At 66.8% G+C, this 24,383-nt stretch carries 17 protein-coding genes; 14 read left to right on the forward strand and 3 right to left on the reverse strand.

Annotation, left to right across the window (positions count from 1 at the left end; all coding sequences use genetic code 11):
- The first annotated feature begins 115 nt into the window (after positions 1 to 115).
- The 8 genes from ACCQ12_RS00805 (at position 116) to ACCQ12_RS00840 (ending at position 13,293) form a co-directional block, all read left to right on the forward strand.
- On the forward strand, positions 116 to 3,232 hold the full coding sequence (locus ACCQ12_RS00805) for a maltotransferase domain-containing protein (RefSeq protein WP_372382701.1): 3,117 nt from the start codon (positions 116 to 118) through the stop codon (positions 3,230 to 3,232).
- A complete protein-coding gene (gene treS, locus ACCQ12_RS00810; RefSeq protein WP_372382702.1) occupies positions 3,229 to 6,579 on the forward strand; it encodes a maltose alpha-D-glucosyltransferase in 3,351 nt (1,116 codons plus the stop codon). The genes ACCQ12_RS00805 and treS overlap by 4 nt, the downstream gene beginning before the upstream one ends.
- 11 nt (positions 6,580 to 6,590) lie before the next feature.
- Entirely contained in the window at positions 6,591 to 8,774 is a 2,184-nt protein-coding gene (glgB, locus tag ACCQ12_RS00815; protein WP_372382703.1) for a 1,4-alpha-glucan branching protein GlgB, read from the forward strand.
- Positions 8,775 to 9,165: 391 nt separating this feature from the next.
- Complete coding sequence (locus tag ACCQ12_RS00820) at positions 9,166 to 9,465, forward strand: hypothetical protein (protein WP_372382704.1); 300 nt, start codon at positions 9,166 to 9,168, stop codon at positions 9,463 to 9,465.
- Positions 9,455 to 9,727, forward strand: coding sequence for a hypothetical protein (locus tag ACCQ12_RS00825; RefSeq protein WP_372382705.1), 273 nt, complete (start codon positions 9,455 to 9,457; stop codon positions 9,725 to 9,727). Before ACCQ12_RS00820 ends, ACCQ12_RS00825 begins: the two co-directional genes overlap by 11 nt.
- Positions 9,724 to 11,277 (forward strand): PepSY-associated TM helix domain-containing protein, encoded by a 1,554-nt coding sequence (locus ACCQ12_RS00830; protein ID WP_372382706.1) that lies wholly within the window; start codon positions 9,724 to 9,726, stop codon positions 11,275 to 11,277. The genes ACCQ12_RS00825 and ACCQ12_RS00830 overlap by 4 nt, the downstream gene beginning before the upstream one ends.
- A gap of 336 nt (positions 11,278 to 11,613) precedes the next feature.
- The gene (locus tag ACCQ12_RS00835) at positions 11,614 to 12,078 is read left to right on the forward strand and encodes a metallophosphoesterase family protein (protein ID WP_372382707.1); all 465 of its coding nucleotides are present in this window, start codon (positions 11,614 to 11,616) and stop codon (positions 12,076 to 12,078) included.
- 66 nt (positions 12,079 to 12,144) lie between these two features.
- Positions 12,145 to 13,293: an aldo/keto reductase gene (locus tag ACCQ12_RS00840; protein WP_372382708.1), complete on the forward strand. Its 1,149-nt coding sequence runs from the start codon at positions 12,145 to 12,147 to the stop codon at positions 13,291 to 13,293.
- Between the two features lie 314 nt (positions 13,294 to 13,607).
- Here the strand turns inward: ACCQ12_RS00840 and ACCQ12_RS00845 are convergent, their stop codons facing one another.
- The 3 genes from ACCQ12_RS00845 to ACCQ12_RS00855 all read right to left on the reverse strand — a co-directional run bounded on the left by ACCQ12_RS00845 (position 13,608) and on the right by ACCQ12_RS00855 (position 17,494).
- Positions 13,608 to 14,600, reverse strand: coding sequence for a rhamnogalacturonan acetylesterase (locus ACCQ12_RS00845; RefSeq protein WP_372382709.1), 993 nt, complete (start codon positions 14,598 to 14,600; stop codon positions 13,608 to 13,610).
- Positions 14,601 to 14,783: 183 nt separating this feature from the next.
- The gene (locus ACCQ12_RS00850) at positions 14,784 to 16,403 is read right to left on the reverse strand and encodes a carboxylesterase/lipase family protein (protein ID WP_372382710.1); all 1,620 of its coding nucleotides are present in this window, start codon (positions 16,401 to 16,403) and stop codon (positions 14,784 to 14,786) included.
- Positions 16,400 to 17,494, reverse strand: a complete 1,095-nt coding sequence (locus tag ACCQ12_RS00855; RefSeq protein WP_372382711.1) for an alpha/beta hydrolase — start codon at positions 17,492 to 17,494, stop codon at positions 16,400 to 16,402. Before ACCQ12_RS00855 ends, ACCQ12_RS00850 begins: the two co-directional genes overlap by 4 nt.
- Positions 17,495 to 17,632: 138 nt before the next feature.
- On the opposite strand from ACCQ12_RS00855, the gene ACCQ12_RS00860 reads away from it, so the two are divergent.
- The 6 genes from ACCQ12_RS00860 to ACCQ12_RS00885 all read left to right on the forward strand — a co-directional run bounded on the left by ACCQ12_RS00860 (position 17,633) and on the right by ACCQ12_RS00885 (position 24,283).
- Positions 17,633 to 18,454, forward strand: coding sequence for a 2-keto-4-pentenoate hydratase (locus ACCQ12_RS00860; RefSeq protein WP_039407037.1), 822 nt, complete (start codon positions 17,633 to 17,635; stop codon positions 18,452 to 18,454).
- A gap of 37 nt (positions 18,455 to 18,491) precedes the next feature.
- Entirely contained in the window at positions 18,492 to 19,490 is a 999-nt protein-coding gene (locus ACCQ12_RS00865) for a TRAP transporter substrate-binding protein (RefSeq protein ID WP_039407039.1), read from the forward strand.
- 10 nt (positions 19,491 to 19,500) lie between these two features.
- Positions 19,501 to 20,022, forward strand: coding sequence for a TRAP transporter small permease (locus ACCQ12_RS00870; protein ID WP_372382712.1), 522 nt, complete (start codon positions 19,501 to 19,503; stop codon positions 20,020 to 20,022).
- Positions 20,022 to 21,305, forward strand: a complete 1,284-nt coding sequence (locus tag ACCQ12_RS00875; RefSeq protein ID WP_039407044.1) for a TRAP transporter large permease — start codon at positions 20,022 to 20,024, stop codon at positions 21,303 to 21,305. The genes ACCQ12_RS00870 and ACCQ12_RS00875 overlap by 1 nt, the downstream gene beginning before the upstream one ends.
- A gap of 194 nt (positions 21,306 to 21,499) precedes the next feature.
- Positions 21,500 to 23,083 (forward strand): family 43 glycosylhydrolase, encoded by a 1,584-nt coding sequence (locus ACCQ12_RS00880; RefSeq protein ID WP_372382713.1) that lies wholly within the window; start codon positions 21,500 to 21,502, stop codon positions 23,081 to 23,083.
- Positions 23,084 to 23,224: 141 nt separating this feature from the next.
- On the forward strand, positions 23,225 to 24,283 hold the full coding sequence (locus tag ACCQ12_RS00885; protein WP_029218312.1) for a LacI family DNA-binding transcriptional regulator: 1,059 nt from the start codon (positions 23,225 to 23,227) through the stop codon (positions 24,281 to 24,283).
- Positions 24,284 to 24,383 lie beyond the last annotated feature (100 nt).

The raw sequence follows: 24,383 nt of genomic DNA on the forward strand, positions 1-24,383 counted from the left end.
GGGTGGAGGGCCGGCGCGTTGGCAGCGAGCGCTTGCAGCGACATGGAGCGGCGGGTGCCGCGTGACGTCCACCCCGACGGTGCGTTCGCGCGCCGTTGCCTGCTGAGGGGCGGTCATGCGGATCTGTGTACTCAACGAAACGACCCCGAGCGCCACCGGGCTGGAGCAGCGCTGCGCGGCGGCGCGCGAGGCAGGGTGCGACTACGTGGTGATGGCTGCGCCGTTCGAGCGTGATGCGGATGGCCGGCTGATCGAGCCGGCTGGTGCTGCCGATGCGCAGCACGGCCCGTTGCGTGAGGCGGCGCAGGCCGCGCATCGCGCCGGGGTGAAGCTGCTGATCGATCTGCGGCTGGATGAAGTGGGCGGGGCCAGCGCGGTGGTGCGCGATAACCCGCAGTGGTTCCGCGCACGCAGTACGGCAGTGCCGGACCCGCGTCAGCCGCGCGCCACGCCGGAAGTGGCCGAGGCGCGCTTCAGCTATGCACAAGAGGGCGCTGCGCTGGTGGAGTGGTGGAGCGCACGCTTGCTGGAGTGGGCCGGGCAGGGTGTGGCCGGGTTCCGGCTGTTGCAGCCGCAGCAGGTGCCGGCACAGCGTTGGCGCGAGCTGATCGCCCGCGTGCATGCGCAGGCACCGGAAGTGGTGTTTGCGGCGTGGACGCCCGGGTTGGGGCTGGAGGCGCTGCAGCAGCTGTCCGGCGCCGGGTTCGATGCGGCGTTCTCGTCGCTGGCATGGTGGGATGGTCGCGGCAGCTGGTTCTTCGATGAAGACACCGCGCTGCGTGCATTGGCGTCGCAGGTGATTGCCGTGCTGGATGCACCGGACGGCAAGCGTGCTGCCGCGCCCGAGCAGCACTGGCAGCTGGCGCTGGCCCTGGGTAGCGCCTGGTTGCTGGACGATGCGCATCTGGACGCGTTGCCGCTGTCGATCCGTGCCACCGATGGTTTGCCCACCAGCAATGCGGGCATGCGGTTGCGGCCGCTGCTGCGCGAATCCACCGGCTTGACCGCGGTGGCAGTGGAGCCGCTGGGCGGCTTGCCCTCCTTGTTATTGATCAATGGCGATACGCGGCATGTGGTGCCGGTGCCGGCATCGGATCTGTTGCGCCTGCTCGGCGACGCCGAAGCGCTGGTGGCCGAAGACGGCCGTACCTTGTCGGGCGCAACGCTCGATGCGTTGGAGCCGGGCGAGGTGCGCGTGTACCGCAGCGTGCCGGCGCGCCACGTGCTGGCGGTGCCGCGCATGCGCCCGCGTGCGCAGACCGCCGCCACTTGGCCGCGCGTGTGCATCGAGTCGGTAACGCCGTCGGTCGACAACGGCCGTTTCCCGGTCAAGCGCACGGTGGGCGACCGCATCTGTGTGGAAGCCGATGCGTTCTGCGACGGGCACGACCGCATCGCAGTGGCGGTGCTGTGGCGCCCGGCCGATGCAAAGACCTGGTCCAGCGCGCCGATGCGTGCACTGGGCAACGACCGCTGGCGCGCGGAGTTCCCGCTGGAGCGCATCGGTACCTATGAGTTCCGCGTGGAAGGCTGGCGCGATGTGTTCGCCACCCTGCATGCGGACCTGGAAAAGAAGCGCGCGGCCAATACGGTGCTGCCGGTGGACGTGCAGGAAGCCGTCGCCGTGGTGCAGGCCGCGCATGCGCGTAGCAATGGTGCGTTGGCCGAGCGCCTGCAGGCGGTGCTTACCCGTATCGGCGCGCAGAGCGAGCCTTTGCAGCAGCTGGCGATCGTGCTGGAGCCGGACACCGCGCAGGCGATGGCGGCAGCCGACGACAAGCCGTTCCGCTCCGAGACGCCGGTGACCTACCGGGTGGAATCGGAGCGCCGCGCGGCGCATTTTGCCAGCTGGTACGAGTTGTTCCCGCGCTCGCAAAGCGGCGACCCGCAGCGGCACGGCACCTTCGACGATGTGATCAAGCGGCTTGCGCACATCCGCGCGATGAACTTCGATGTGCTGTACATGCCGCCGATCCACCCGATCGGGTTGAACAACCGCAAGGGCCGCAACAACTCGGTCACGGCGGTCGAGGGCGAACCGGGCAGCCCGTATGCGATTGGTGCCAGCGATGGCGGGCACACCGAGGTGCATGCCGAACTCGGCGGGCTGGAGGGCTTCCGCCGCCTGATCCAGGCGGCGCGTGCACACGGGCTGGAGGTGGCGCTGGATTTCGCGATCCAGTGCGCGCCCGACCACCCGTGGTTGAAGGACCACAAGGACTGGTTCACCTGGCGCGCGGATGGGTCGATCCCGTATGCGGAGAACCCGCCGAAGAAATACCAGGACATCGTCAACGTCGATTTCTACGCCAGCGGCGCGGTGCCGGATCTGTGGAACACGCTGCGCGATGCGGTGCTGTTCTGGGTCAACGAGGGCGTCACCCTGTTCCGCGTGGACAACCCGCACACCAAGCCGTTCCCGTTTTGGGAGTGGTTGATTGCCGATGTGCGCGGGCGTCGCCCGGATGTGGTGTTCCTGTCGGAGGCGTTCACCCGGCCGAAGATGATGTACCGCCTGGCCAAGTGCGGCTTTTCGCAGTCCTACACCTACTTCACCTGGCGCAACCACAAGCACGAGCTGCAGGAGTACGTGGAAGAGTTGAACGAAGGCGAGCCGCGCGAATGCTTCCGCCCGCATTTCTTCGTCAACACGCCGGATATCAACCCCACGTTCCTGCAAAACAGTGGGCGCAACGGGCATCTGATCCGCGCCGCGCTGGCAACCACCTTGTCCGGGCTGTGGGGTATGTACCAGGGCTTTGAATTGTGCGAGGCCACGCCGCTGGCACCGGGCAAGGAAGAGTATCTGGATTCGGAAAAATTCCAGCTACGTGCATGGCCCGAACGTGCGCCCGGCGACATCGTCGATGAGATCACCCGCTTCAACCAGCTGCGCCGCATGCATCCGGAGCTGCAGTCGCACCTGGGCACGCGCTTCTATCAGGCGCACAACGATCAGGTGCTGTACTACGGCAAGTTCCTGGATGCCGGCTACCTGTCGCGCAGCCGCAGCATGGTGCTGGTGGCGGTCAATCTGGACCCGCATGCCGGGCAGGATGCGGATATCGAAATCCCGCTGTGGGAGCTGGGCCTGCCCGATCACGCCACCGTTGCGGTGGAAGATCTGTGGGACGGGCACCGGTTTGAGTGGCACGGCAAATACCAACACATCCGTCTAGAGGCAACGCGACCGTTCGCGTTATGGCGCATCCGCGCAGGAGAGGTCGCATGAATGCAGTTGCAGCGTTACAAGCCGATGCCGAGCAGTCGTCGGTGGTTGCCGATCAGCTCTGGTACAAGGACGCCATCATCTATCAGGTGCACGTCAAGTCGTTCTTCGACTCCAACGACGATGGCATCGGCGATTTTCCGGGGCTGATTTCCAAGCTGGACTACATTGCCGAACTCGGCGTGGACACCATCTGGTTGCTGCCGTTCTACCCCAGCCCGCGCCGCGATGACGGCTACGACATTGCCGAATACATGGCGGTGCACCCGGACTACGGCAGCATCGAGGATTTCGAGCAGCTGGTGGCGCAGGCGCATGCACGCGGCATCCGCATCGTCACCGAGCTGGTGATCAACCACACCTCCGACCAGCACCCATGGTTCCAGCGTGCACGCAATGCGCCGGCCGGCTCGCCGGAGCGCGACTTCTATGTGTGGTCGGACACCGACCAGGAATACGAAGGCACGCGGATCATTTTCTGCGACACCGAAAAGTCCAACTGGACCTGGGACCCGGTGGCCGGGCAGTACTTCTGGCATCGCTTCTATTCGCACCAGCCGGACCTGAACTTCGATAATCCCGCAGTGCTGGAAGCGGTGCTGGAAGTGATGCGCTTCTGGCTGGACCGCGGGGTGGATGGCCTGCGTCTGGATGCAGTGCCGTACCTGATCGAGCGCTCCGGCACCTCCAATGAAAACCTGCCGGAAACCCACGCGATCCTGCGCAAGATCCGCGCCACGCTGGATGCCGAATACCCGGACCGCATGCTGCTGGCCGAGGCCAACATGTGGCCGGAAGACACCCAGCAGTATTTCGGCCAGAACGCCGACGAATGCCATATGGCGTTCCACTTCCCGCTGATGCCGCGCATGTACATGGCGATCGCGCGCGAAGACCGCTTCCCGATTACCGACATCATGCGCCAGACCCCGGAGATTCCGGAGAGCTGCCAGTGGGCGATCTTCCTGCGCAACCACGATGAGTTGACGCTGGAAATGGTCACCGATTCGGAGCGCGATTATCTGTGGCAGACCTATGCCGCCGACCGCCGCGCACGCATCAACCTGGGCATCCGCCGCCGCCTGGCGCCGCTGCTGGAACGCGACCGCCGCCGCATCGAGCTGATGACCTCGTTGCTGCTGACCATGCCCGGCACGCCGGTGCTGTATTACGGCGACGAAATCGGCATGGGCGACAACATCCATCTGGGCGACCGCGATGGCGTGCGCACGCCGATGCAGTGGTCGATCGACCGCAACGGTGGCTTCTCGCGCGCCGATCCGGCGCAGCTGGTGCTGCCGCCGGTGATGGACCCGTTGTACGGCTTCCAGGCGGTGAATGTGGAGGCGCAGATCCGCGACCAGCATTCGCTGCTCACCTGGACCCGCCGCGTGCTCAGCGTGCGCAAGCGCTACCAGGCCTTCGGGCGCGGCAGCCTGCGCTTCCTGTACCCGGGCAACCGCCGCATGCTGGCCTACCTGCGCTGCTATCAGGACGAGACCGTGCTGTGCGTGGCCAACCTCTCGCACACGCTGCAGGCGGTGGAGCTGGACCTGTCCGAGTTCGAAGGCCGCGTGCCGGTGGATATCATCGGCGGCGGCAGCTTCCCGCCGATCGGCCGGCTGACCTACCTGCTCACGGTGCCGCCGTTCGGTTTCTACGCGTTCCAGCTGGTGAGCGAAGGCACCTTGCCGGATTGGCATGTGCCCAGCCCGGTGCCGTTGCCGGACTACCGCACGCTGGTGCTGCGCAGCGACACCGATGAGAGCAACGCCTTGCTGCCGCATCTGCCCACGCTGGAAGGCGAGATCCTGCCGGCCTGGTTGTCGGCGCGGCGCTGGTTCTCGGCCAAGGATCAGGCATTGACGAATGTGCGCATCTCGCGCCGCACGCCGCTGCCGGGTGATGAGCCGATGAGTCTGCTGGAGCTCGACGCGGAGCTGGAAGATGGCCGCCACGAGCGCTACATGCTGCCGATCGGCATCGTGTGGGAGCGTGACCACCCCAGCACGCTGGCCGAGCAGCTGGCACTGGCGCGCGTGCGCCAGGGCCGCGAGGTGGGTTATCTCACCGATGCGTTCGCACTCAAGCCGATGGTGCGCGGCGTGATCGATGCGCTGCGCAGCAATGCGGTGCTGGACGTACGCGATGGCGACGATGCCGCGCAGCAGGGCCAGGTACGCTTCGAAGCGACGCCGGCACTGGCCAGGCTGGAGATCCCTGCCGACCCGGACATCCGCTGGCTGTCGGCCGAACAAAGCAACAGCTCGCTGGTGGTGGCCGACAAGGCGGTGTTCAAGCTGCTGCGGCATGTGGCCGACGGGGCGAACCCGGAGATCGAGATCGGCCGCCGCCTGACCGAGATGGGCTACGCCAATGCTGCGCCGTTGCTGGGCAGCGTCAGCCGGATCGATGCGCAGGGCACCGTCACCACCATCGCCTTGTTGCAGGGCTTCATCCGCAACCAGGGCGATGCCTGGCGCTGGACGCTGGATCACCTGGCGCGCAGCTTCGACGAATACGCCACTGCGCAGACCGACGAAGCACGCGCCGAAGCCATTGCCGGGTACGACGCCTTTGCCGCGGTGGTCGGCAAGCGCCTGGCCGAGCTGCACGAAGCCTTGTCGCGTGCCAGCGACGATGCCGACTTCGCCCCGCAGCGCATCGACCTGCCCGCCGCCAACGATGTGGTGGCCGGCGTGGCGCGCCAGGTCGAAGAGATGTGGGACACAGTCAATGCACGTCTGGCAGGCACTGACGACGCCATCGAGCGCGAGGCGCTGGAAGCGGTGCTCGCCGAGCGCCCGCAACTGGACAGCCTGTTGGCCAAGGCGCCCAGCGTGCTGGCCGATTCGTTGCTGACCCGTGTGCATGGCGACTTCCACCTGGGCCAGATCCTGGTGGCCTTCGACGATGTGGTGTTGATCGACTTCGAAGGCGAACCGGCCAAGCCGCTGGCCGAACGCCGCGCCAAGGCCAGCCCGCTACGCGATGTGGCCGGCTTCCTGCGCTCGCTCGATTACGCCAGCGAAGTCTCAGCACGTGGCGAAGAGGGCACGGCCGCGCGCGCAGGCGTCGGGGTGGACACGCATCTGGACGAATTCCTGGTGCAGTTCCGCCGCCGCTCCACACAAGCCTTCCTGGACGCTTACCATGCCGTGCTCGACGCCAGCGCCCACCCGTGGATTGCGCCGGCGGCGTTCAATGCGGCCACCTTGCTGTTCCTGGTGGAGAAGGCCTGCTACGAGGTGCGTTACGAAGCGGCCAACCGCCCGGGCTGGTTGATGGTGCCGATCGAAGGCTTGCGACGCATCCTGCAACGTGCACGCGCCGGTGCAGGAGACACATGATGAATGGAGTAATGACAGCAGTGACCAATCGATGGGACCCCGGCGTGGTACGCGCGCTGGCCGAATCACGCCACGGCGATGCTTTCGCCGTACTGGGCGCGCATCCGACCGACACCGGGCGCGTGTTACGCACCTATCTGCCGGGCGCCAACCACGTGAGCGCCGTGCTGGACGACGGCCAGACGATCGCCCTGGAGGCCGGCCCGGAGCCGGGCCTGTTTGCCGGCGACCTGCCGGCGCAGGGCGGTTACCGGCTGCGCATCGGCTGGCCCGGCGGTGAGCAGGAAACCGCAGACCCGTACGCATTCGGCCCGCAGCTCAGCGACTTCGACCTGCACCTGATCAGCGAAGGCCACCATCTGCAGCTGGCCGACGCGCTGGGCGCCAACGTGGTCGAGGTGGATGGCGTGCGTGGTACGCGTTTTGCGGTGTGGGCGCCCAATGCCTCGCGCGTTGCGGTGGTGGGCGACTTCAATAGCTGGGATGCACGCCGCCACCCGATGCGGCTGCGGCATCAGTCCGGCGTATGGGAGCTGTTCGTGCCCGACGTCGGCCCCGGTGCGCACTACAAGTACCAGCTGCGTGGCCCGCATGGGCACGAATTGCCGGCCAAGGCCGACCCGGTGGCGCGGCGCGCGGAACTGGCGCCCGGCACCGCCTCGATCGTGGCCGACCCGGCGCCGTTCCAGTGGAGCGACGACGGCTGGATGGCCACGCGTGCGCGCCGCCAGGCGCACGACGCACCGATGAGCATCTACGAGATCCATGCCGGTTCCTGGCTGCGCGAAGAAGGCGTGGACCTGGACTGGGATGGCCTGGCCGACCGGCTGATTCCGTACGTGGCCGATATGGGCTTCACCCATGTCGAGCTGCTGCCGGTGAGCGAGCATCCGTTTGGCGGATCGTGGGGCTATCAACCGCTGGGCCTGTTCGCACCCACCGCGCGTTTCGGCTCGCCGGACGGCTTTGCCCGCTTCGTCGACCGTTGCCACCGCGAAGGCATCGGCGTGCTGGTGGACTGGGTGCCGGCGCACTTTCCCACCGACGCGCACGGCCTGGCGCATTTCGACGGCACCGCGCTGTACGAACACGCCGACCCACGCGAAGGCTTCCACCGCGACTGGAATACGCTGATCTACAACCACGGCCGCCGCGAGGTGTCCGGGTTCTTGATCGCCAGTGCGATGGAGTTCTTGCAGCGTTACCACGTGGACGGGCTGCGCGTGGATGCGGTGGCTTCGATGCTGTACCGCGATTACAGCCGCAATGCCGGCGAGTGGGTGCCCAACATCCATGGCGGGCGTGAGAACTACGAGACCATCGCCTTCCTGCGCCGGCTCAACGAAGTGGTGCGCGAGCACACCCCGGGCGCGGTGATGATTGCCGAAGAATCCACTGCATTCCCCGGTGTCACTGCCGATGTGGCGCACGGTGGCCTGGGTTTCCACTACAAGTGGAACATGGGCTGGATGCACGACACCTTGCATTACGCCGGGCTGGACCCGATCTATCGCCGCTACCACCATGGCGAGCTGACCTTCAGCATGGTCTATGCGTATTCGGAGCGCTTCGTGCTGCCGATCTCGCACGATGAAGTGGTGCACGGCAAGGGCTCGCTGCTGGGCCGTATGCCGGGCGACGAGTGGCAGCGCTTTGCCAACCTGCGCGCGTATCTGGGCTATATGTTCACGCACCCGGGGCGCAAGTTGCTGTTCATGGGCTGCGAGTTCGGCCAGCCCACCGAATGGAACCACGACGCCAGCATTCCGTGGCACCTGCTCGACGACCCGCGCCACCGCGGGGTGCAGACCCTGGTGCGCGATCTCAACCGGTTGTACGCGGAATATCCCGCACTGCACGCGCATGACGACGACCCGGCCGGGTTCGCCTGGGTGGTTGGCGACGATGCCGCCAACAGCGTGCTGGCGTTCCTGCGCAAGGGCAAACGCGGCGATGCGCCGGTTCTGGTGGTCATCAACTTCACCCCGGTGGTGCAGCACGGCTACCGCATCGGCGTGCCGCAAGGCGGCCAGTGGCGTGAGGTGTTCAACAGCGACGCCGGCATCTACGGCGGTGCGAACCTGGGCAATGGCGGCATCGTGACGGCAGAGCAGCAGTCCATGCATGGCCATGCGCAGTCGCTGCCGTTGCTGTTGCCGCCGCTTGGCGCCATCGTGCTGACCCCGCACGGCTGATGCGTCACGCACACCGCCGGACAGCTGGTCCGGCGGTGTGCCACCTGTTAGATTGCGCGCCGTAGAGTGGCTGACACCCTGCCGCGCATGCCCGCCGGGCCGCGCTGCAGGATTGCCAGCTTTCTCAGGCAGCCCGGGGAGGGCTGCCGGGCACAGCCGCCGCCATGCCTTCCGTCGATCCTCTTGCGGGAGTGGTGTGCGTGGGCGTCTTGATCGCTGTAGTGGGTTTTCCGCCGGTTGCGGCCGTTCGCCGCGTTTTGGGCGTGCATGGCCGTGCGCAGGCAGACGTGTGGACGGTGGTGGTACCGCTGCACGCGAAGGCGCAACCTCGCCGCGCGCATCGTGCCCAGCGTGGTGCGCCGCCTTCGCTCACCTCAATGCAGGCTGGCGCATGAGCGCGCTGATGACCGCACTCTATCTGCTTGCCGCTGCCGCCTCGGCCCTGGCGTTTTATCTGGCAACCACGCATCAACGTCTGTTGCTGCAGCGAGGCCCCACGGCGCGCGGGTTGCGCGTCGGTGGCTGCGTGTTGCTGGCGTTGTCACTGGCCTGCGCCATCCATGCGCTGGGCGTGTGGGCCGGCATCTTTGCCGCCGTGACGGCGCTGATGCTGGCGGCAGTGGCACTGCCGGTGCTGGATGTCGGGCGGCAGGTGCGCGCACAACGCAGGCAGGCACGCCATGTGGGCTAGATGGTTGAGTGCGGTGGTGCTGGGCCTGCCGCTTGCGGTGGGCGTGGTCGGCCTGTGCGCCTTGCTGCTGCCGGGGCCGCAACAGCGCTATACCCTGGTGTGGTTGCTGCTGATGTTTCCGGTCTGGATCGGTGCGATGGCGTTGCCGTTCGTGTTCCGGCGGGCATTGCATGCCTGGATCGTGCTCGGCGGGCTGACGCTGCTGTGCTACCTCGCACTCGTCGCGATCAAGGCACTGGGCTGGACGGAGCTGAGCGCATGAAAGCATCGACCTTGCGCGCGTTTCTGTCCGTGCACAGCTGGATGGGGTTGCTGGCCGGCATGGCCTTGTTCATTGCCTTCTATGCCGGTGCCATCACCGTGTTCACGCATCAGCTCAGCGAGTGGCAGAGTGCGCCGGGGGGCGCCGAAACGGCGCCTGCCGATCCGGTGACTGCGGCGCAGTCCTTGCTGGACACGGTCATCGCCACCCACCCGCAGGTGGCCGATTCGTTCCTGCTGCTGTTGCCGGGCGAACATGGGCCGATTGCGCGGGTGTATTGGTATGGCGCGCAGGCCGATGCCAGCGGCGGTATGCGCCAGTATCAGGCAGGGCCCGATGGCTGCCTGCTGGAGGTGCCGCAGCGCGTGGGCTTTGCGGATTTTCTCTACGACCTGCACTTCACCGCCGGCCTGCCGCGCGTGCTCGGCACCTATCTGTTCGGGGTGGTGAGCGTGTTGTACGGGCTGGCGCTGGTCAGCGGCGTGGTGTTGTACGCGCCGGTGTTCTTCAAGGACCTGTTCGCGCTGCGCGTGGGCGCCAACGTCAAGCGGCTGTGGCAGGACGCGCACAATCTGGTGGGCATGCTGTCGCTGCCATTCCATGTGATCTTTGCCTGGTCCGGCGCGGTGCTATGCCTGGGCGTGCTGCTGCTGGCGCCATTCCAGTTCCTGGTGTTCGACGGCAAGCTGATGCAGATCCTGGAGCCGGATTTCGAACTGGCACCGCATGTGGCGCCGGCCAAGCGTGCAGCGCCGTTGTTGCCGGTAGCGGTGCTGTTGCACAAGGCAGTGGCAGCCAGCCCCGGCTTCGTGCCGGAAAGCCTGGCCTACCACGATGCCGGCGATGCCCATGCGCGGGTGGAGGTCTATGGCCACCACGACCAGCGCCGGCTCAACACCTTGGGCGGCGTGGCACTGGATGCCAGCACCGGGCAGGTATTGCGCGTGCTGGAGCCGGCCACGATGTCGCCCGGCACCGCTGCGTTGCGCGGCTTGCAGGCGCTGCATTTCGGCAACTTCGGGCATGTGGCGGTGCAGTGGCTGTACTTCCTGCTCGGCCTCGGCGGCGCGTTCCTGTTCTACAGCGGCAACCTGTTGTGGATCGAAACCCGGCGCAAGCGCCGCGCCATTGCGCAGCCGCGTCGCACGCATGCGATGGCGCGGCTGACCGTCGGTGTCTGCCTGGGCAGTGTGGCAGGTATCTCGGCGCTGTTTATCGCTGCGCGGTACCTGCCGCAGGGCCAGGAGCGCTATGTCTATTACACAGTGTTCGCCGCAACGCTGCTGTGGGCGCTGGTCCGCCCCACCGCACGCGGTGCATATGAGGTCTTGCTGGCCTGCGCCGCGTTGACGGCGCTGATTCCGCTGGCCAGCTGCATTGGCGCACACGGCGCGACCGCGCCGTGGCAGAGCGCGTCCGTGCTCGGCGTGGATCTGGTCGCGCTGGTGATGGCCTGGGCGTATTGGCGCATGGCGCTTGCGAGCAAACGCCGTGGCATGCAGGGCGATCCCAATAGCGTGTGGGCATGGCCGGCGCGCGGGGTCGCTTAGGAGCGGCGAACAGATGACTGCGTTCACCGCCAGGCGCGCACGGTCGCTGTCCGACGCGGCATGGACGACGCGTGCGCGGCAGTCCAAGCGTGGTGACCGCACTCATCTGACGACCGCCCGCTACGTTGTTTGGTCACGCTACGCCGCGGGTGATTGGGGTGCAGGCATGGAGTAGTGAATGCCGCAGGTGATTGCTGGTGCAGGCGTGCAGCAGTGAACGTAGTAGTCCCTGCACGGCGCTGCGCTGCGGCGTGCGACCTCTGCACGCGCTGGCCTCACGTCCGGCGCACTTGCAGTGCGTAGCATGTGCCGCTTCTGTCTGCGCAAGAGGATGCCATGCCCGACCGCACACGCATCGGCCTGATCTCCGACACCCATGGATTGTTGCGCCCCGAAGCAGTGGCCGCGCTCGTGGGAAGCGATGCGATCATCCATGCCGGCGATGTCGGCAAGCCGGAGATTCTCGCCGCGTTGCAGGCGCTGGCGCCGCTGCATGTCATTGCCGGCAATATCGACAACAAGCCCTGGGCAGCGGGCTTGCCGCAGACGCTGGATGTGCTGATCGGCGGCGTACGCATCCATGTGCTGCACGATCTGAAAACGTTGACGCCGGCCGTTGCAGCAGACGTCATCATCAGCGGGCATTCGCACAAGCCGGCGATCCAGACACGCGATGACGTGTTGTACGTCAATCCAGGCAGCGCCGGGCCACGTCGCTTCAGTCTGCCGATCAGCGTGGCCACGTTGTGGCTGGGCGATGGCGCGCCACGCGCACAGGTGCATGAGCTCGCACTGGGCTGAGTTCGCTGACCTGGCATGCACACGCGCGGGGCCATCCTCGTGGGCCACGTTGTGCAAGGAATCCCGATGAATACACGCCGCCAATTTCTTTCCGCTGCCGCTGCGGGCACTGCGGCATTGGCCGCTGCACCGCTGCTGGCACAGGCTTCTGCGCCTGGCAGTGTGATGCCGACGCGCGGGAAAACCGCTGCGAACGCATTGCCGACCAATCCCGTCGTCAAGGGCGCACGCTACCGGCCGCGCAGCCGCCTGGGCTTTGGCGGCGTGGCCATCGGTAATGGCTTTGCGCCCACCAGCGACGCACAAAGCGAGCAGACGCTGGCCGCGGTGTGGGAGTCGGGGGTGCGTTATTTCGATACCTCGCCATGGTACGGGCTGGGCCTGTCGGAGCGGCGCACCGGCCATCACCTGCACAATCACGCGGCCGATGACTATGTGGTGTCGACCAAGGTCGGGCGCCTGCTCACCGCCACCGACAAACCGCCCAAGACGATGTGGGTGCAGCCCTCGCCGTTCGACTATCGCTACGATTACAGCGCGGCCGGTGTGCGGCGTTCGATCGAAGACAGCCTGCAGCGTTTGGGCGTGTCGCAGATCGACATCGCCTATATCCACGACCTGTCGCCGGAGAACGAAAAAGACCTGGGCATGCCGTGGGAGCAGCGTTTTGCCGAAGCGGTGAAGGGCGCGATGCCGGAGCTGACCAGGATGCGCAAGGAGGGTCTGATCAAGGCCTGGGGGTTTGGCGTCAATCGCCCGGAGCCTGCATTGCGCGCAATCGAAGAGGCCGACCCGGATATCTTCCTGATGGCCTGCCAGTACTCGCTGCTCGATCATGCGCAGGCCTTGCACGACACCTTCCCCAAGATCGCCAAACACGGCGCCTCGGTGGTGGTCGGTGCGCCATTGCTGGCCGGGTATCTGGCCGGCCGCGAGCGTTATCTGTACGACGGCACGGTGCCGGAATGGGCGCCAGCCAAGCGGCAGAAAGCGCTGGCCGCTTGCGAGCGGCATGGTGTGGATCTGCGTACCGTGGCGTTGCAATTTGCCGCGGCGCCGCAGGTGGTGTCGTCGGTGATTCCTGGCGCACGCACGGCCGAGCAGGCAATCGCCAATGCGGCATCGATGCGCGTGGCAATTCCGGCGGCGGTGTGGGAGGAGCTCAAGCGCGAAGGCGTGATCGAGGCGGATGCGCCGGTGCCTGTTGTGCGTTAAAGGACGACGCTTGGAGCGTCTAATCAAACATTGCGTAGCCGCTGGGCCGGCGCGGTCGGTGCTGTGCGATGCGTCCAACAAAACGCAGCCACGCTGCGTTTCCTTCTCCCACCGGGACATTGTCCTCCTTCACGGGGGAGAAGGTGCCCCGGAGGGGGCGGATGAGGGTACGGAACAAGCGACCACGTCCCCGATAGCAGTCGATTGCACCAACCCCGCCCTGCACGCCTGGGAACGACTTCAGCGTCATTGCGCTCGGCAAAATTGCGCTCGGCAAACTCCCAACCGTGCCAAGCACAGTTGCCGTCAACGCATCATGGAATCAACAGCGGCCGCAAGGCCGGCACTTGCCTTGCCAATTCGTCGGCGACGATCGCCGCAAAGACATCTGCGCCCTCGGGGCCAAGATGCGTGTAGTCGAACGCAAGTTTTGCCTGGCCCATCGGTTCCGCACTGGCATTGTCCTGCGCAGTGGCAGTCGCGCTGGCCGCAGTCACGCTGGCGCCTTCAAGCACTTTCGACGATGACGATGACGATGACGACGGCAGCGTCTGCGCCGGTGTCTTGCCGACGGTAGTGCCCGATTGCGCAGCAATCACTTGCTGCGGGTCGGCCGGCCGCTGCGCAAGCCGCATCGCCAGCACCGGCCCCATGCCCTGCACCAATGTGCGGCTGCGCGCGTGCAGGTCGACTACCGGCACCTGCAACTCGCGCGCAACCGCACGTGTGGCCTGCGCCCATGGCGCCAGGTCGTCCAGCAGCTGGCCGCGCTCGAACTGCCGCCGCGTCAACGGCGTCACCAGCACCGGAACCGCGCCTGCGGCACGCGCCTCGGCCACATAGCGGCGCAGGTTGGCCGGGAATTCTGTCGCCAGGTCGGTGGAGCGCCCCGGCTTGCCGGGCTGGTCGTTATGACCAAACTGGATCAGCACCACCACCTGCCGGTAGCCACCGCTGCGCAACTCCTTGAGCGCAATGTCCCACGACCCTTCCGTACGATAGTTGGAGGTACTGCGCCCGCCACGCGCCAGATTGAGGCAGCTCAAAAACGAGGTCACATGCTGCGCGCAGAAACTCGGCCCCCAACCACCCTGCACGGCGGTGGTGGAATCGCCCACCAGCACGATCTTGCTGGCGGCAAACGAAACTGTCGCGGCAGGTGCGTTGTTTTTTGAGGGATCGGTGGTGGATGCCGCAGACGCCAGCGGCGTGTCGACCAACGCGGCAGCGGCGGCATCGGCCAACGGAAGGCAGGCAGCTGCCAGTGCAGCCAGCAGCAGCGATAAAGCAACAGACTCATGACGCATGCATCACCTCAAGATCGAATCAACACTGCTGCAGGGTCGAATAAGCGCGGCTGCGCAGCGCAGCTGGGGCGCAGCCGCTGCCTGAACTGGCATGTATCAGGGGCTTCTTGCGTTTTCGCGCAGAATGCCTTCATGCGAGTGGCGACCATCCGGCACGTCCGTTGTTGTTCCAAAACAGAATGGTCAGAACGTACCGCGCTGGATGAAGGGGGCCTGCTGGTAGAGCCGCCGTTCGCCGCCGCGCGGGTCGTTGGCCAGCCGGCTCGGCACGTCGAACAGCAGCGTCTCGCGCCGTTGCAGCGAATACGGCTTCCAGTGCGGTGCGCCGCGGTGGTTCGGGTCGCCATGCCGCGCGAACGCGATCAGCGCATCGCTCATCTGATCGGCCATGCGTTGCGCATCAATGCTGTTGCCGGTGCGCGAGCCGGGTTGGGCGATGGTGTCGAACACCAGCGGAATATCCAGCGTGTGGAAGGCGCCGAACTTGCCGCCCTCCAGCGGCGAGCCCCAATCCAGTTGATAGACCCAGGTGGGCGCGCCCTGACGCGCACGCGCTTCGGCTTCTTCGACCGCGCCACGCCACGAGCGGCCGGCAGTGGTGGCGGCAAAGAACACCTGCGAAGGCGAGTACTGCGGATACAGCCGCCGGTATTCGGCAATCACCACCTGCGGCAACAGGTCCACGTATTGCTGCGCTTCCAGCTTGGCCGGCAAGTCATCCCAGCTCAGCGCAAAGTTTTTTGCATCGTTGCCGAGAAAGCCGCGCGTCTCATCGCGGGTATTGCCGATCACCATCGGAATGCGCGCCGATTGCAGCGGCGCGGTGGGCCAGAACGGATGCACCGGCACGTTGCGCGCATCCAGCACCGGGCCGAAATACAGCGCGCTGTTTTCCACCCGCGATGGGTCGCGCACCTGCGCGGCGGCCAGCAGGTCCGCCACCGGCACAGTGCGCAGCCGCGCCAGATCGCCTGGCGCAATCTTCAATGCGTCCAGCAGCAGCTGCGCGCGCTGGGTGGCCGCGCGCGGGCCGGCCACGGTGACCTGCTGCCCGCTCATGGTCCAGGCACGGTGAAACAGCCCACGTGCGGCCGGCATCGCCATCAGCGTGGCGATCTTGGCGCCGCCACCGGACTGGCCGAACACGGTGACATTGCCGGCATCGCCACCGAATTCGGCCGCATGCTGGCGCACCCAGTGCAGGGCCTGGATCAGGTCCAGCTGCCCGGCATTGCCGGAGTCGGCGAAGCTGGCATTGCCCAGCTGCGCCAGCGACAGGTAGCCGAACAGGTTGAGCCGGTGATTGACCGTGACCACCACCACATCGCCGCGCGTGCACAGGCGCACGCCGTCGTAGAGCGGGTCGCTGCCGGAGCCGGTGGTGTAGCCGCCGCCGTGGATGTAGAACAGCACCGGCCGCTTGCCGCCATCGCGCAGGCCGGGCGTCCACACGTTGAGGAACAGGCAGTCCTCGCTGGTGGGCTCGCTGGCCTTGGGTTGTGGGGCGGCCGCACCGAAATGGCTGGCATCGCGCACGTCCTGCCACGGCGTTTCCTGCAGCGGCGCCTGGAAGCGTCGCGCCGCGGTATCGCCGCCATACGGGATGCCCTTGAATACGCAGATTCCCTGGTCGCGGTAGCCGCGCACTGCGCCGCCACGCACGCGTGCCAGCGGGGCGCTGTCGTTGCGTGGCGGCGGCGCCACGGCACCGGCGAAACCTGGCAGCGCGACGGCGGCACTGGCGAGCAATCCACTGCGCAACAGCGTGCGTCGGCGCACGTCGGGCATGGACGGCGCTGTCATCGCGCCGCGTCCTTTGCAGATGCATCTGCTGGTACCGAGCCCGGTGCCTGTGCCGCTGCAGCTGTCTGCGCCTTGGTCACATGCGCAATCCAGGCCTGCGCCAGCTGCGGCCATGCCGCCAGCGTCAGCCCGCTGGTACGGCCGGTGCCGAAGCCATGGCCGCCCTGCGGAAACACATGCAGTTCGCTTGGTACCCCGGCGCGCAGCAGCGCGCCGTACATCAACAGGCTGTTGCGTACCGACACCACGGTGTCGTCCTGCGCATGCAGCAAAAATGTCGGCGGGGTGCGCGCATCCACGTGCAACTGCGGGGAATACGCGCTGACCTGCGCCGCGCTGGGCGCCTTGCCGATCAGGCGTTCGCGCGAGCCCATGTGCGCGTTGGCGCTGTCCATGTCGATGACCGGGTAGACCAGCAGCTGGAAATCCGGCCGCGCGCTCAGCGCATCGGCCGCATCCACCGGTGGATACACCTGCGCGGCGTAGCGCGTGCCAAGACTGGCCGCAACGTGGCCGCCGGCCGAAAAGCCCATCACTCCCACGCGCTGCGCGTCGATGCCGTAGCGCGTTGCATTGGCGCGGATCAGCCGCAGCGCACGTTGCGCATCGGCCAGCGGCACGTCGGCACCGTTGGGGTGGCCTTCGCCCGGCAAGCGGTAGCGCAGCACGAACAAGGTGATGCCGGCCTGGTCGACGAAGCTGGGCACCAGCGCGCTGCCTTCGTTGTCCAGCACGATGCGTTGATAGCCGCCGCCGGGGGCGACCAATAGCGCGGTGCCGTTGGGCCGCCTGGGGCGGTAGACCACCAGGTATGGGTCGCTGATGTTCTGGATGTAGCGGTCGGGCAGGGCGGCATCGCTGCTGCGGTCGACGATGCGCTGCGGCTGCGGCAACGCGGTGTCTCCCGGTGCCAGTGCGCGCGGCCACAGGCCGATGCGGCTGGCCTGTTCGGCTGCGGTGTCGGCGCTGGCCACCTCCGCCGACCACGCCGGGGTGGCAACCAGGGCGAGCGCGCCCAGGGCCACCGTCACTGTTCGGCGCAACGCGTGCAAAAGCCCGCTGCCCCTGCGTTTGCGACGTGTCTGTTGCATCCACCCCTCCCAGGGCCAGTTCGTTATCGCGGTCACAATGCCGCACTGCACATTGCCAATGACACCGGTTTACCATATACAGCACACCGTGCCGCTGTCGATTGGCAGTGCAACAAAACACCTATCAGGGAGACACCCTTGAGCAACGACGCCGCCACCCCGCCAACGTCCACATCCGCGTTGTCCGACATCGCCCAACGCTTTGTGGAGGCCCGCCGTGCCGGGGCTTCACTGCCCGACTTTCCCGGGCAAATCCCGGACGATCTGGTCACTGCGTACCAGGTGCAGGACATCGCCATCAGCCAGTGGCACGACCAGGTGGTGGGCTGGAAGGTGGGCTACATCGCCGCCGAGCGCCGCGATGCCTCCGGCGACGAACGGCTGCTGGGCCCGATCTTCTCTCAGAAGCTCTGGAATGCTACCGGTGGAACAACCGAGTTCCCGATCTATGTCGGCGGCTTCGGCGCGGTGGAAGCCGAGTACGTGCTGCGGCTGGAGGCCGATGCTCCCAGCGGCAAGACGCACTACACCGCCGACGAGGCCGCCGCATTGCCGGCGCGGCTGTTCATCGGCGTGGAAATCGCCAGCAGCCCGCTGGCCACCATCAACAAGCTGGGCCCGCGCGTGGTGATCTCCGACTTCGGCAACAACAACGGCCTGATCCTGGGGCCGGAAGTGACCGATTGGCTGGACCGCGAGGAGACTGCCCTGACCGCCGAAACCCTGATCGACGACCAGGTGGTCGGCACCGGCGGCGCCACCACGCTGCCCGGCGGGTTGCGTGCGGCCTACGCATTTGCGCTCAGCCGTTCGGCCCAGCGCGGGCGTCCGCTCAAGCGCGGTGATCTCATTGCCACCGGCAATGCCACCGGTATCCACGACATCGAAGTGGGACAGCATGCCCTGATTCGCTTCGCCGGCATCGGCGACATTTCCTGTACGGCTGTGTCCGCCAACTAGGTGCGGACCCCGTGACCAGACGCTTGGGAGGGCGCCAATGATCACACGCAGACATTTCCTCGGTGCCGGGCTCGGCGCCGCCGCCGCTGCCCCTTGGCTGGGCGCCGGCGCCACCACGCCGATTCCCGGCGGGCAGTTGCTCACCGCCACCGATGTGCACGTGGGCGACTACCCCACCGTGGAAGCGGTGCGCTGGTTCGGCAAGCAGCTCGAGGCACGCACCAACGGCCGGCTCAAGCTGCGCCAGTACCATTCCGGCCAGCTGGGCCGCGAGTCCGAGGCGATCGACATGGCGCGCTTCGGTGCCATCGACATCACCCGGGTGTATTCGGGCGCGTTGAACAACACCTTTCCGCTCACCCAGGCGCTGTGCCTGCCGTACGTATTCGACTCGGTGCCGCATCTGCGCCGTGCCATCGACGGGCATGTGGGCGACAGCGTGTTGCGCAGCTTCGAGCAGCGCGATCTGGTGGGTCTTGCCATCTACGATTCGGGCGCGCGTTGCTTCTACAACACCAAGCATCCGCTGCACCGCCCGGAAGATCTCAAGGGCCTGAAGTTGCGCGTGGCCTCGTCGGACATCTTCCTCAAGCTGATGCGGATGCTGGGCGCCAACCCCACGCCGATGTCGCTGGGCGAGACGTTTTCGGCGATGGAAACGCACATGATCGACGGTGCGGAAAACAACATGCGCAGCTTCCAGTCCAGCCGGCATTTCGAAGCCGCACATTACTGGTCGCAAAGCGAGCATTCCTACGCGCCGGACATCCTGGTGATGTCGCGCGCCAGCTTCGAATCGCTGAGCCCGGCCGACCGCGGCCTGGTGGTGGAACTGGCGCGCGCCTCGGTGCCGGTGATGCGCAACTTGTGGGATGCCTCGGAAACGGTGGCGCGCAAGCAGGTGATCGACTACGGCGTGAAGCTCAACCAGGTCGACATGCCTGCGTTCCGCGCCGCTGCCGCGCCGCTGCTGGCCGAATACCGCAAGCAGCCGGAGATCGAAGCGCTGTACCGCCGCATCCGCGATTTCGCATAGAGGTGACCCGATGACCGAACCCGAGACTCTCGCCGTCCCGGTCGCGCCGTTGCAGCGCGCGCTGGACCGCGTTTCCGATATCGCCGTTGGCGTGGCGTCGCTGGCGCTGCTGGGCCTGGTGGTCGTGCAGGGCTGGCAGGTATTCACCCGCTACGTGCTCAACGACTCGCCCAGCTGGACCGAGCCGGTGACGCTGCTGCTGCTGAGCACCGCACTGAGCCTGGGCGCTGCCGCCGGCGTGCACACCAATCGCCACTTCGGCTTCTACCTGCTGGGCGAACACGTGCCGCCGCTGGTGCGCAGAATCTTCGAAGTGATTCGCCCGCTGATGATTCTCGCCATTGGCGCTGTGCTGGCGTGGTGGAGCGCGGCGCTGCTGCTCGATGGCCTGGACATCAAGATGGCCGGCGCGCAGATGCCGCAGAGCATCAACTACCTGCCGCTGTCGATCGGCGGTGCGCTGATGGTGCTGTTCGCCCTGTTCAAGTTGTGGCGTGTGCTGCGCCCGGTCCATGTCGGAGGAGTGCGCTGATGGGCATCGCCATGTTGTTGGGAACCTTTGTGGTGCTGCTGCTGATCGGCGTGCCGGTGGCGTATGCGCTGGGTGCGGCCGCCCTGGCCACGCTGCTGTATCTGGACCTGCCCACGGTGGTGCTGGTGCAGCAGATTTCCGCCGGTAGCGGCTCGGCGTCGCTGATTGCCATTCCGCTGTTTATCTTCGCTGGCGAGCTGATGTTGCGCGGTGGCATTTCCGAACGCCTGATCGCGCTGGCGTCTTCGCTGGTGGGTCGCGTGCGCGGTGGCCTGGGCCAGGTGAGCGTGCTGTCGTCGCTGTTCTTCGGCGGCGTGTCCGGGTCTGCCATCGCCGACGTCTCGGCGGTGGGCGGCACCATGATTCCGCAGATGATCAAGCGCGGTTACGACCGCGATTACGCGGTCAACGTGAGCATGACCGCCGCACTGGTGGCGTTGCTGGTGCCGCCCTCGCATAACCTGATCCTGTTTTCGGCCGCGGCCGGCGGCGGCCTGTCGATTGCCGATCTGTTCGCGGCCGGCATCGTCCCCGCGTTGTTGATGACTGCAGCGATGATGGTCACCGGCTATGCGGTGGCGCGCCATCGCGGCTACGGCACCGAGCCGTTCCCGGGCTGGCGTGCGGTGGCATTGCGCCTGATCGGTGCATTGCCGGGCCTGGGCCTGGTGGCGTTGATCTTCATCGGTATCCGTGCCGGCATCTTTACCGCGGTGGAGAGTGCGGCGATCGCGGTGGTGTACGCGCTGATCGTCACTGCGCTGCTGTATCGCCAGCTACGTTGGGCCGAGTTCTTCGCCGCGGTCACGCATGCCGCGCGCACCACCGGCGTGATCCTGTTCGTGATCGCCACCGCGGCGGTGTTCGGCTGGTTACTGGCCTATCTGCAGGTGCCTGCCGCTGCGGTGAAGTTCCTGCAGGCCATCGCCGACAGCAAGAACATGGTGCTGCTGATGATCGTGGTGATGCTGCTGTTGCTGGGCATGTTCATGGACCTGGCGCCGAAGATCCTGATCTGCACGCCGATCTTCCTGCCGGTGGTCAAGGCCTATGGCATCGACCCGATCCACTTCGGTCTGGTGATGGTGCTGGCCGGCGGTATCGGCCTGATCACCCCGCCGATCGGCTCGGTGCTGTTCATCGGCACCTCCATCGGCCAGATCACCATCGCGCAAAGCATGCGCACCATCTGGCCGTTCTGGCTGGCGGCGCTGTGCGTGCTGTTGATCGTGGCGTTTTTCCCCGAATTGTCGCTGTGGTTGCCACGCGCCTTGCGCGCATGAGGACCTGAGCGACGGCGTGCCTGGCAGGCGCGGATCGGTACGGCAATCGCGCCGTATCCCCGCCTGCCAGGTACGCGCGGTGCCTTGCGTGGGTTGGGCATCGCTGCTGGCGGGAGGGTTCCGCCTCATCCGGTTAACCGGTGGCATTGCTGCCGCGACCGTATCGCCCCGCACCGCGGGGACCAGGAGAAAGCATGCGTATGCGTATCACCTCACCCCGTCTGCGTTGGCTGCTGGCCGGCGGACTGTTGCTGTGTACCGGGCTAAGCGCCGCGGCCGACTGGAAGCGCGGCATCGAGCATCAGCGCATCGCCGACCAGGGCAACGGCACCTTCCTCAACCCGGTGCTGGCCGGCGACCATCCCGACCCGTCCGTGCTCAAGGACGGCGACGATTACTACCTCACGCTGTCCTCGTTCGATGCCTACCCGGGCCTGCCGATCTGGCATTCGCGCGATCTGGTCAACTGGCAGCCACTGGGCCATGCCATTACCCAGAATGTCGGTGCGATCTGGGCACCGGACCTGATCAAGCACGGCAAGCGCTATTACATCTATTTCCCGGCCCGGCGTGGCGACCAGGGCGAGCGCAGCAACTTCGTGGTGTGGGCCGATGACATCAAGGGCCCGTGGAGCGCGCCGATCGATATCGGCCTGGGCAAGTACATCGACCCCGGCCATGCGGTGGGCGAAGACGGCAAGCGCTATCTGTTCCTGAGCGGCGGCGATTATGTGCAGCTCTCCGACGACGGCCTGAAAGTGGTCGGTTCGCCCAAGCACGTCTACGACGGCTGGAAATACCCGGAAAGCTGGGACGTGGAAGGCTACGCCCAGGAAGGCCCCAAGATCACCCGCCACAACGGCTGGTACTACATGACCACCGCCGTGGGCGGCACCGCCGGCCCGCCGACCGGGCATATGGTGATCACCGCGCGCTCGCGCTCCATCCACGGGCCCTGGCAGAACGCGCCCAACAACCCGATCACCCGCACCAAGAGCGCCGACGAGCCGTGGTGGTCGCGTGGCCACGCCACCCTGGTGGAAGGCACCGACAAGCGCTGGTGGATGCTTTACCACGGCTACGAACACGGCTTCTGGACGCTGGGCCGGCAGGCGCTGCTGGACCCGATCGAATGGACCCCGGACGGCTGGTTCGTCGCCAAGGGCGGCGACCTGGGCACCCCGCTGAAAAAACCCAGCGGCCAGGCGCTGCAACACGGCCTGGCGCTGTCGGACGACTTCCGTGCCGCCACGCTCGGCCCGCAGTGGGCGTTCTTCAACCCGGCCGCCGATGAGGCCAAGCGCCTGCAGGTGGGCGATGGCGTGCTGCGCCTGCAGGGCAAGGGCAACGCCCCGCGCAATGCCTCGCCGCTGACGGTGATCGCCACCGACCCCGCCTACCAGTTCGAGGTGCAGATGACGGTGGCGCCGGGCGGGCAGGGCGGGGCGCTGCTGTTCTACAGCGACAAGCTCTACGCCGGCGTGGGCAGCAATGGCGAAAACTTCGTCATGCACCGCTACGGCGAAGAACGCCCCGGCACGCTGGCGCCCAGTGCTACCGGTGGCACCTTGTGGCTACGGGTCACCAACAACCGCCACATCGTCACCATCCACAGCAGCACCGACGGCAAGGCGTGGACCAAGTACCCGGTGCAGATGGAGGTGTCCGGCTACCACCACAACGTGGCCGGCAAGTTCCTGGCCCTGAAGCCGGCGCTGTATGCCGCAGGCCCCGGCCAGGTGGAGTTCCGCAACTTCCGCTACCGCGCCCTGGACTGACCGTTCTGCATCGTCGGGCATGCCGCGGCGAGGCCTGCCGCGACAGGCCCTGCATGGCGGGCCTGCGCTCTCGGCAGGCTGCGCTCAGGTCTGCCGGCCCTGTGGCCGGTAGAATCCAATCAACTTCAACGGTTGACCGCTATGCCCGCCCGCAAGATGCCTGAAGAGGGAATGCCCGGCCTGCCGAAGGGCAAGGTAGCCACGATCAACGACATCGCCCGCATGTCGGGCGTGTCCAAGAAGACCGTGTCGCGGATCATCAACAACTCGCCGCTGGTGCGGCAGGACACCCGCGAGAAGGTCGAGGCGCTGATGCGCGAGGTGGGCTACGCGCCCGACCCGCTGGCGCGCGGGCTGGCGTTCCGGCGCTCGTTCCTGATCGGCATGGTCTACGACAACCCCACCGCCCAGTACATCGTGGACATGCAGTACGGCGCGCTGGACGCGCTGCGCGGCTCCAGCTTCGAACTGGTGGTACACCCCTGCGACAGCCGCAGCCCCGGCTACATCGAGGGCGTGCGCCGCTTTGCGCAGGCGCAGAAGCTGCACGGGGTGATCCTGGTGCCACGCGCCTCCGAAGACCAGGCGCTGGCCGACATGCTGGCCGAAATCGGCTGCCGCTATACCCGCATCGCCTCGATCGCGCTGGACGCCACCTCGCAGACGGTGATCACCCACGACCGTGACGGTGCGGCCGAAGCGGCCGATTACCTGCTCTCGCTCGGCCACCGCGACATCGCCCTGGTCACCGGCCCCAGCGCTTACCGCTCCTCGATCGAACGCACCTCGGGCTTTGCCGACGCACTGACCCGGCGCGGCATCGAACTGCCGCCCGAGCGCATCGTGGAAGCCGGCTACACCTTCGAATCCGGCGTGGCCGCGGCCGAAAAGCTGCTGCTGGGCAAGAAGCGCCCCACCGCCATCTTCACCGGTAACGATGAAATGGCCGCCGGTATCTACAAGGTGGCCCTGCGCGCCGGCATCAGCATCCCGCGCCAGCTCTCGGTGATCGGCTACGACGACAGCTCGCTGGCCTCGCGCCTGTGGCCACCGCTCACCTCGGTGCGCCGTCACACCCGCGACACTGGCCGCACCGCCGCCGCCATGCTGATCCAGCCGGACAACGCCCCGCAACTGCCCACCGCCAGCGTGCGCCCGCACCTGATCGTGCGCGACTCCTGCCAACCGCCGGAAGATTGAGCGCCTTGCGTCGCGACCCCTCGCGGTGCTGGCCTTCCGCTCCTTGCGGGACGGCGCGCCCGTCAAGGTGACAACTGCAGCCTTGGTCGGCCCACGGCGG

Source organism: Xanthomonas sp. NCPPB 1068 (assembly GCF_041479385.2).
GTDB classification, from domain to species: Bacteria; Pseudomonadota; Gammaproteobacteria; order Xanthomonadales; family Xanthomonadaceae; genus Xanthomonas; species Xanthomonas cannabis.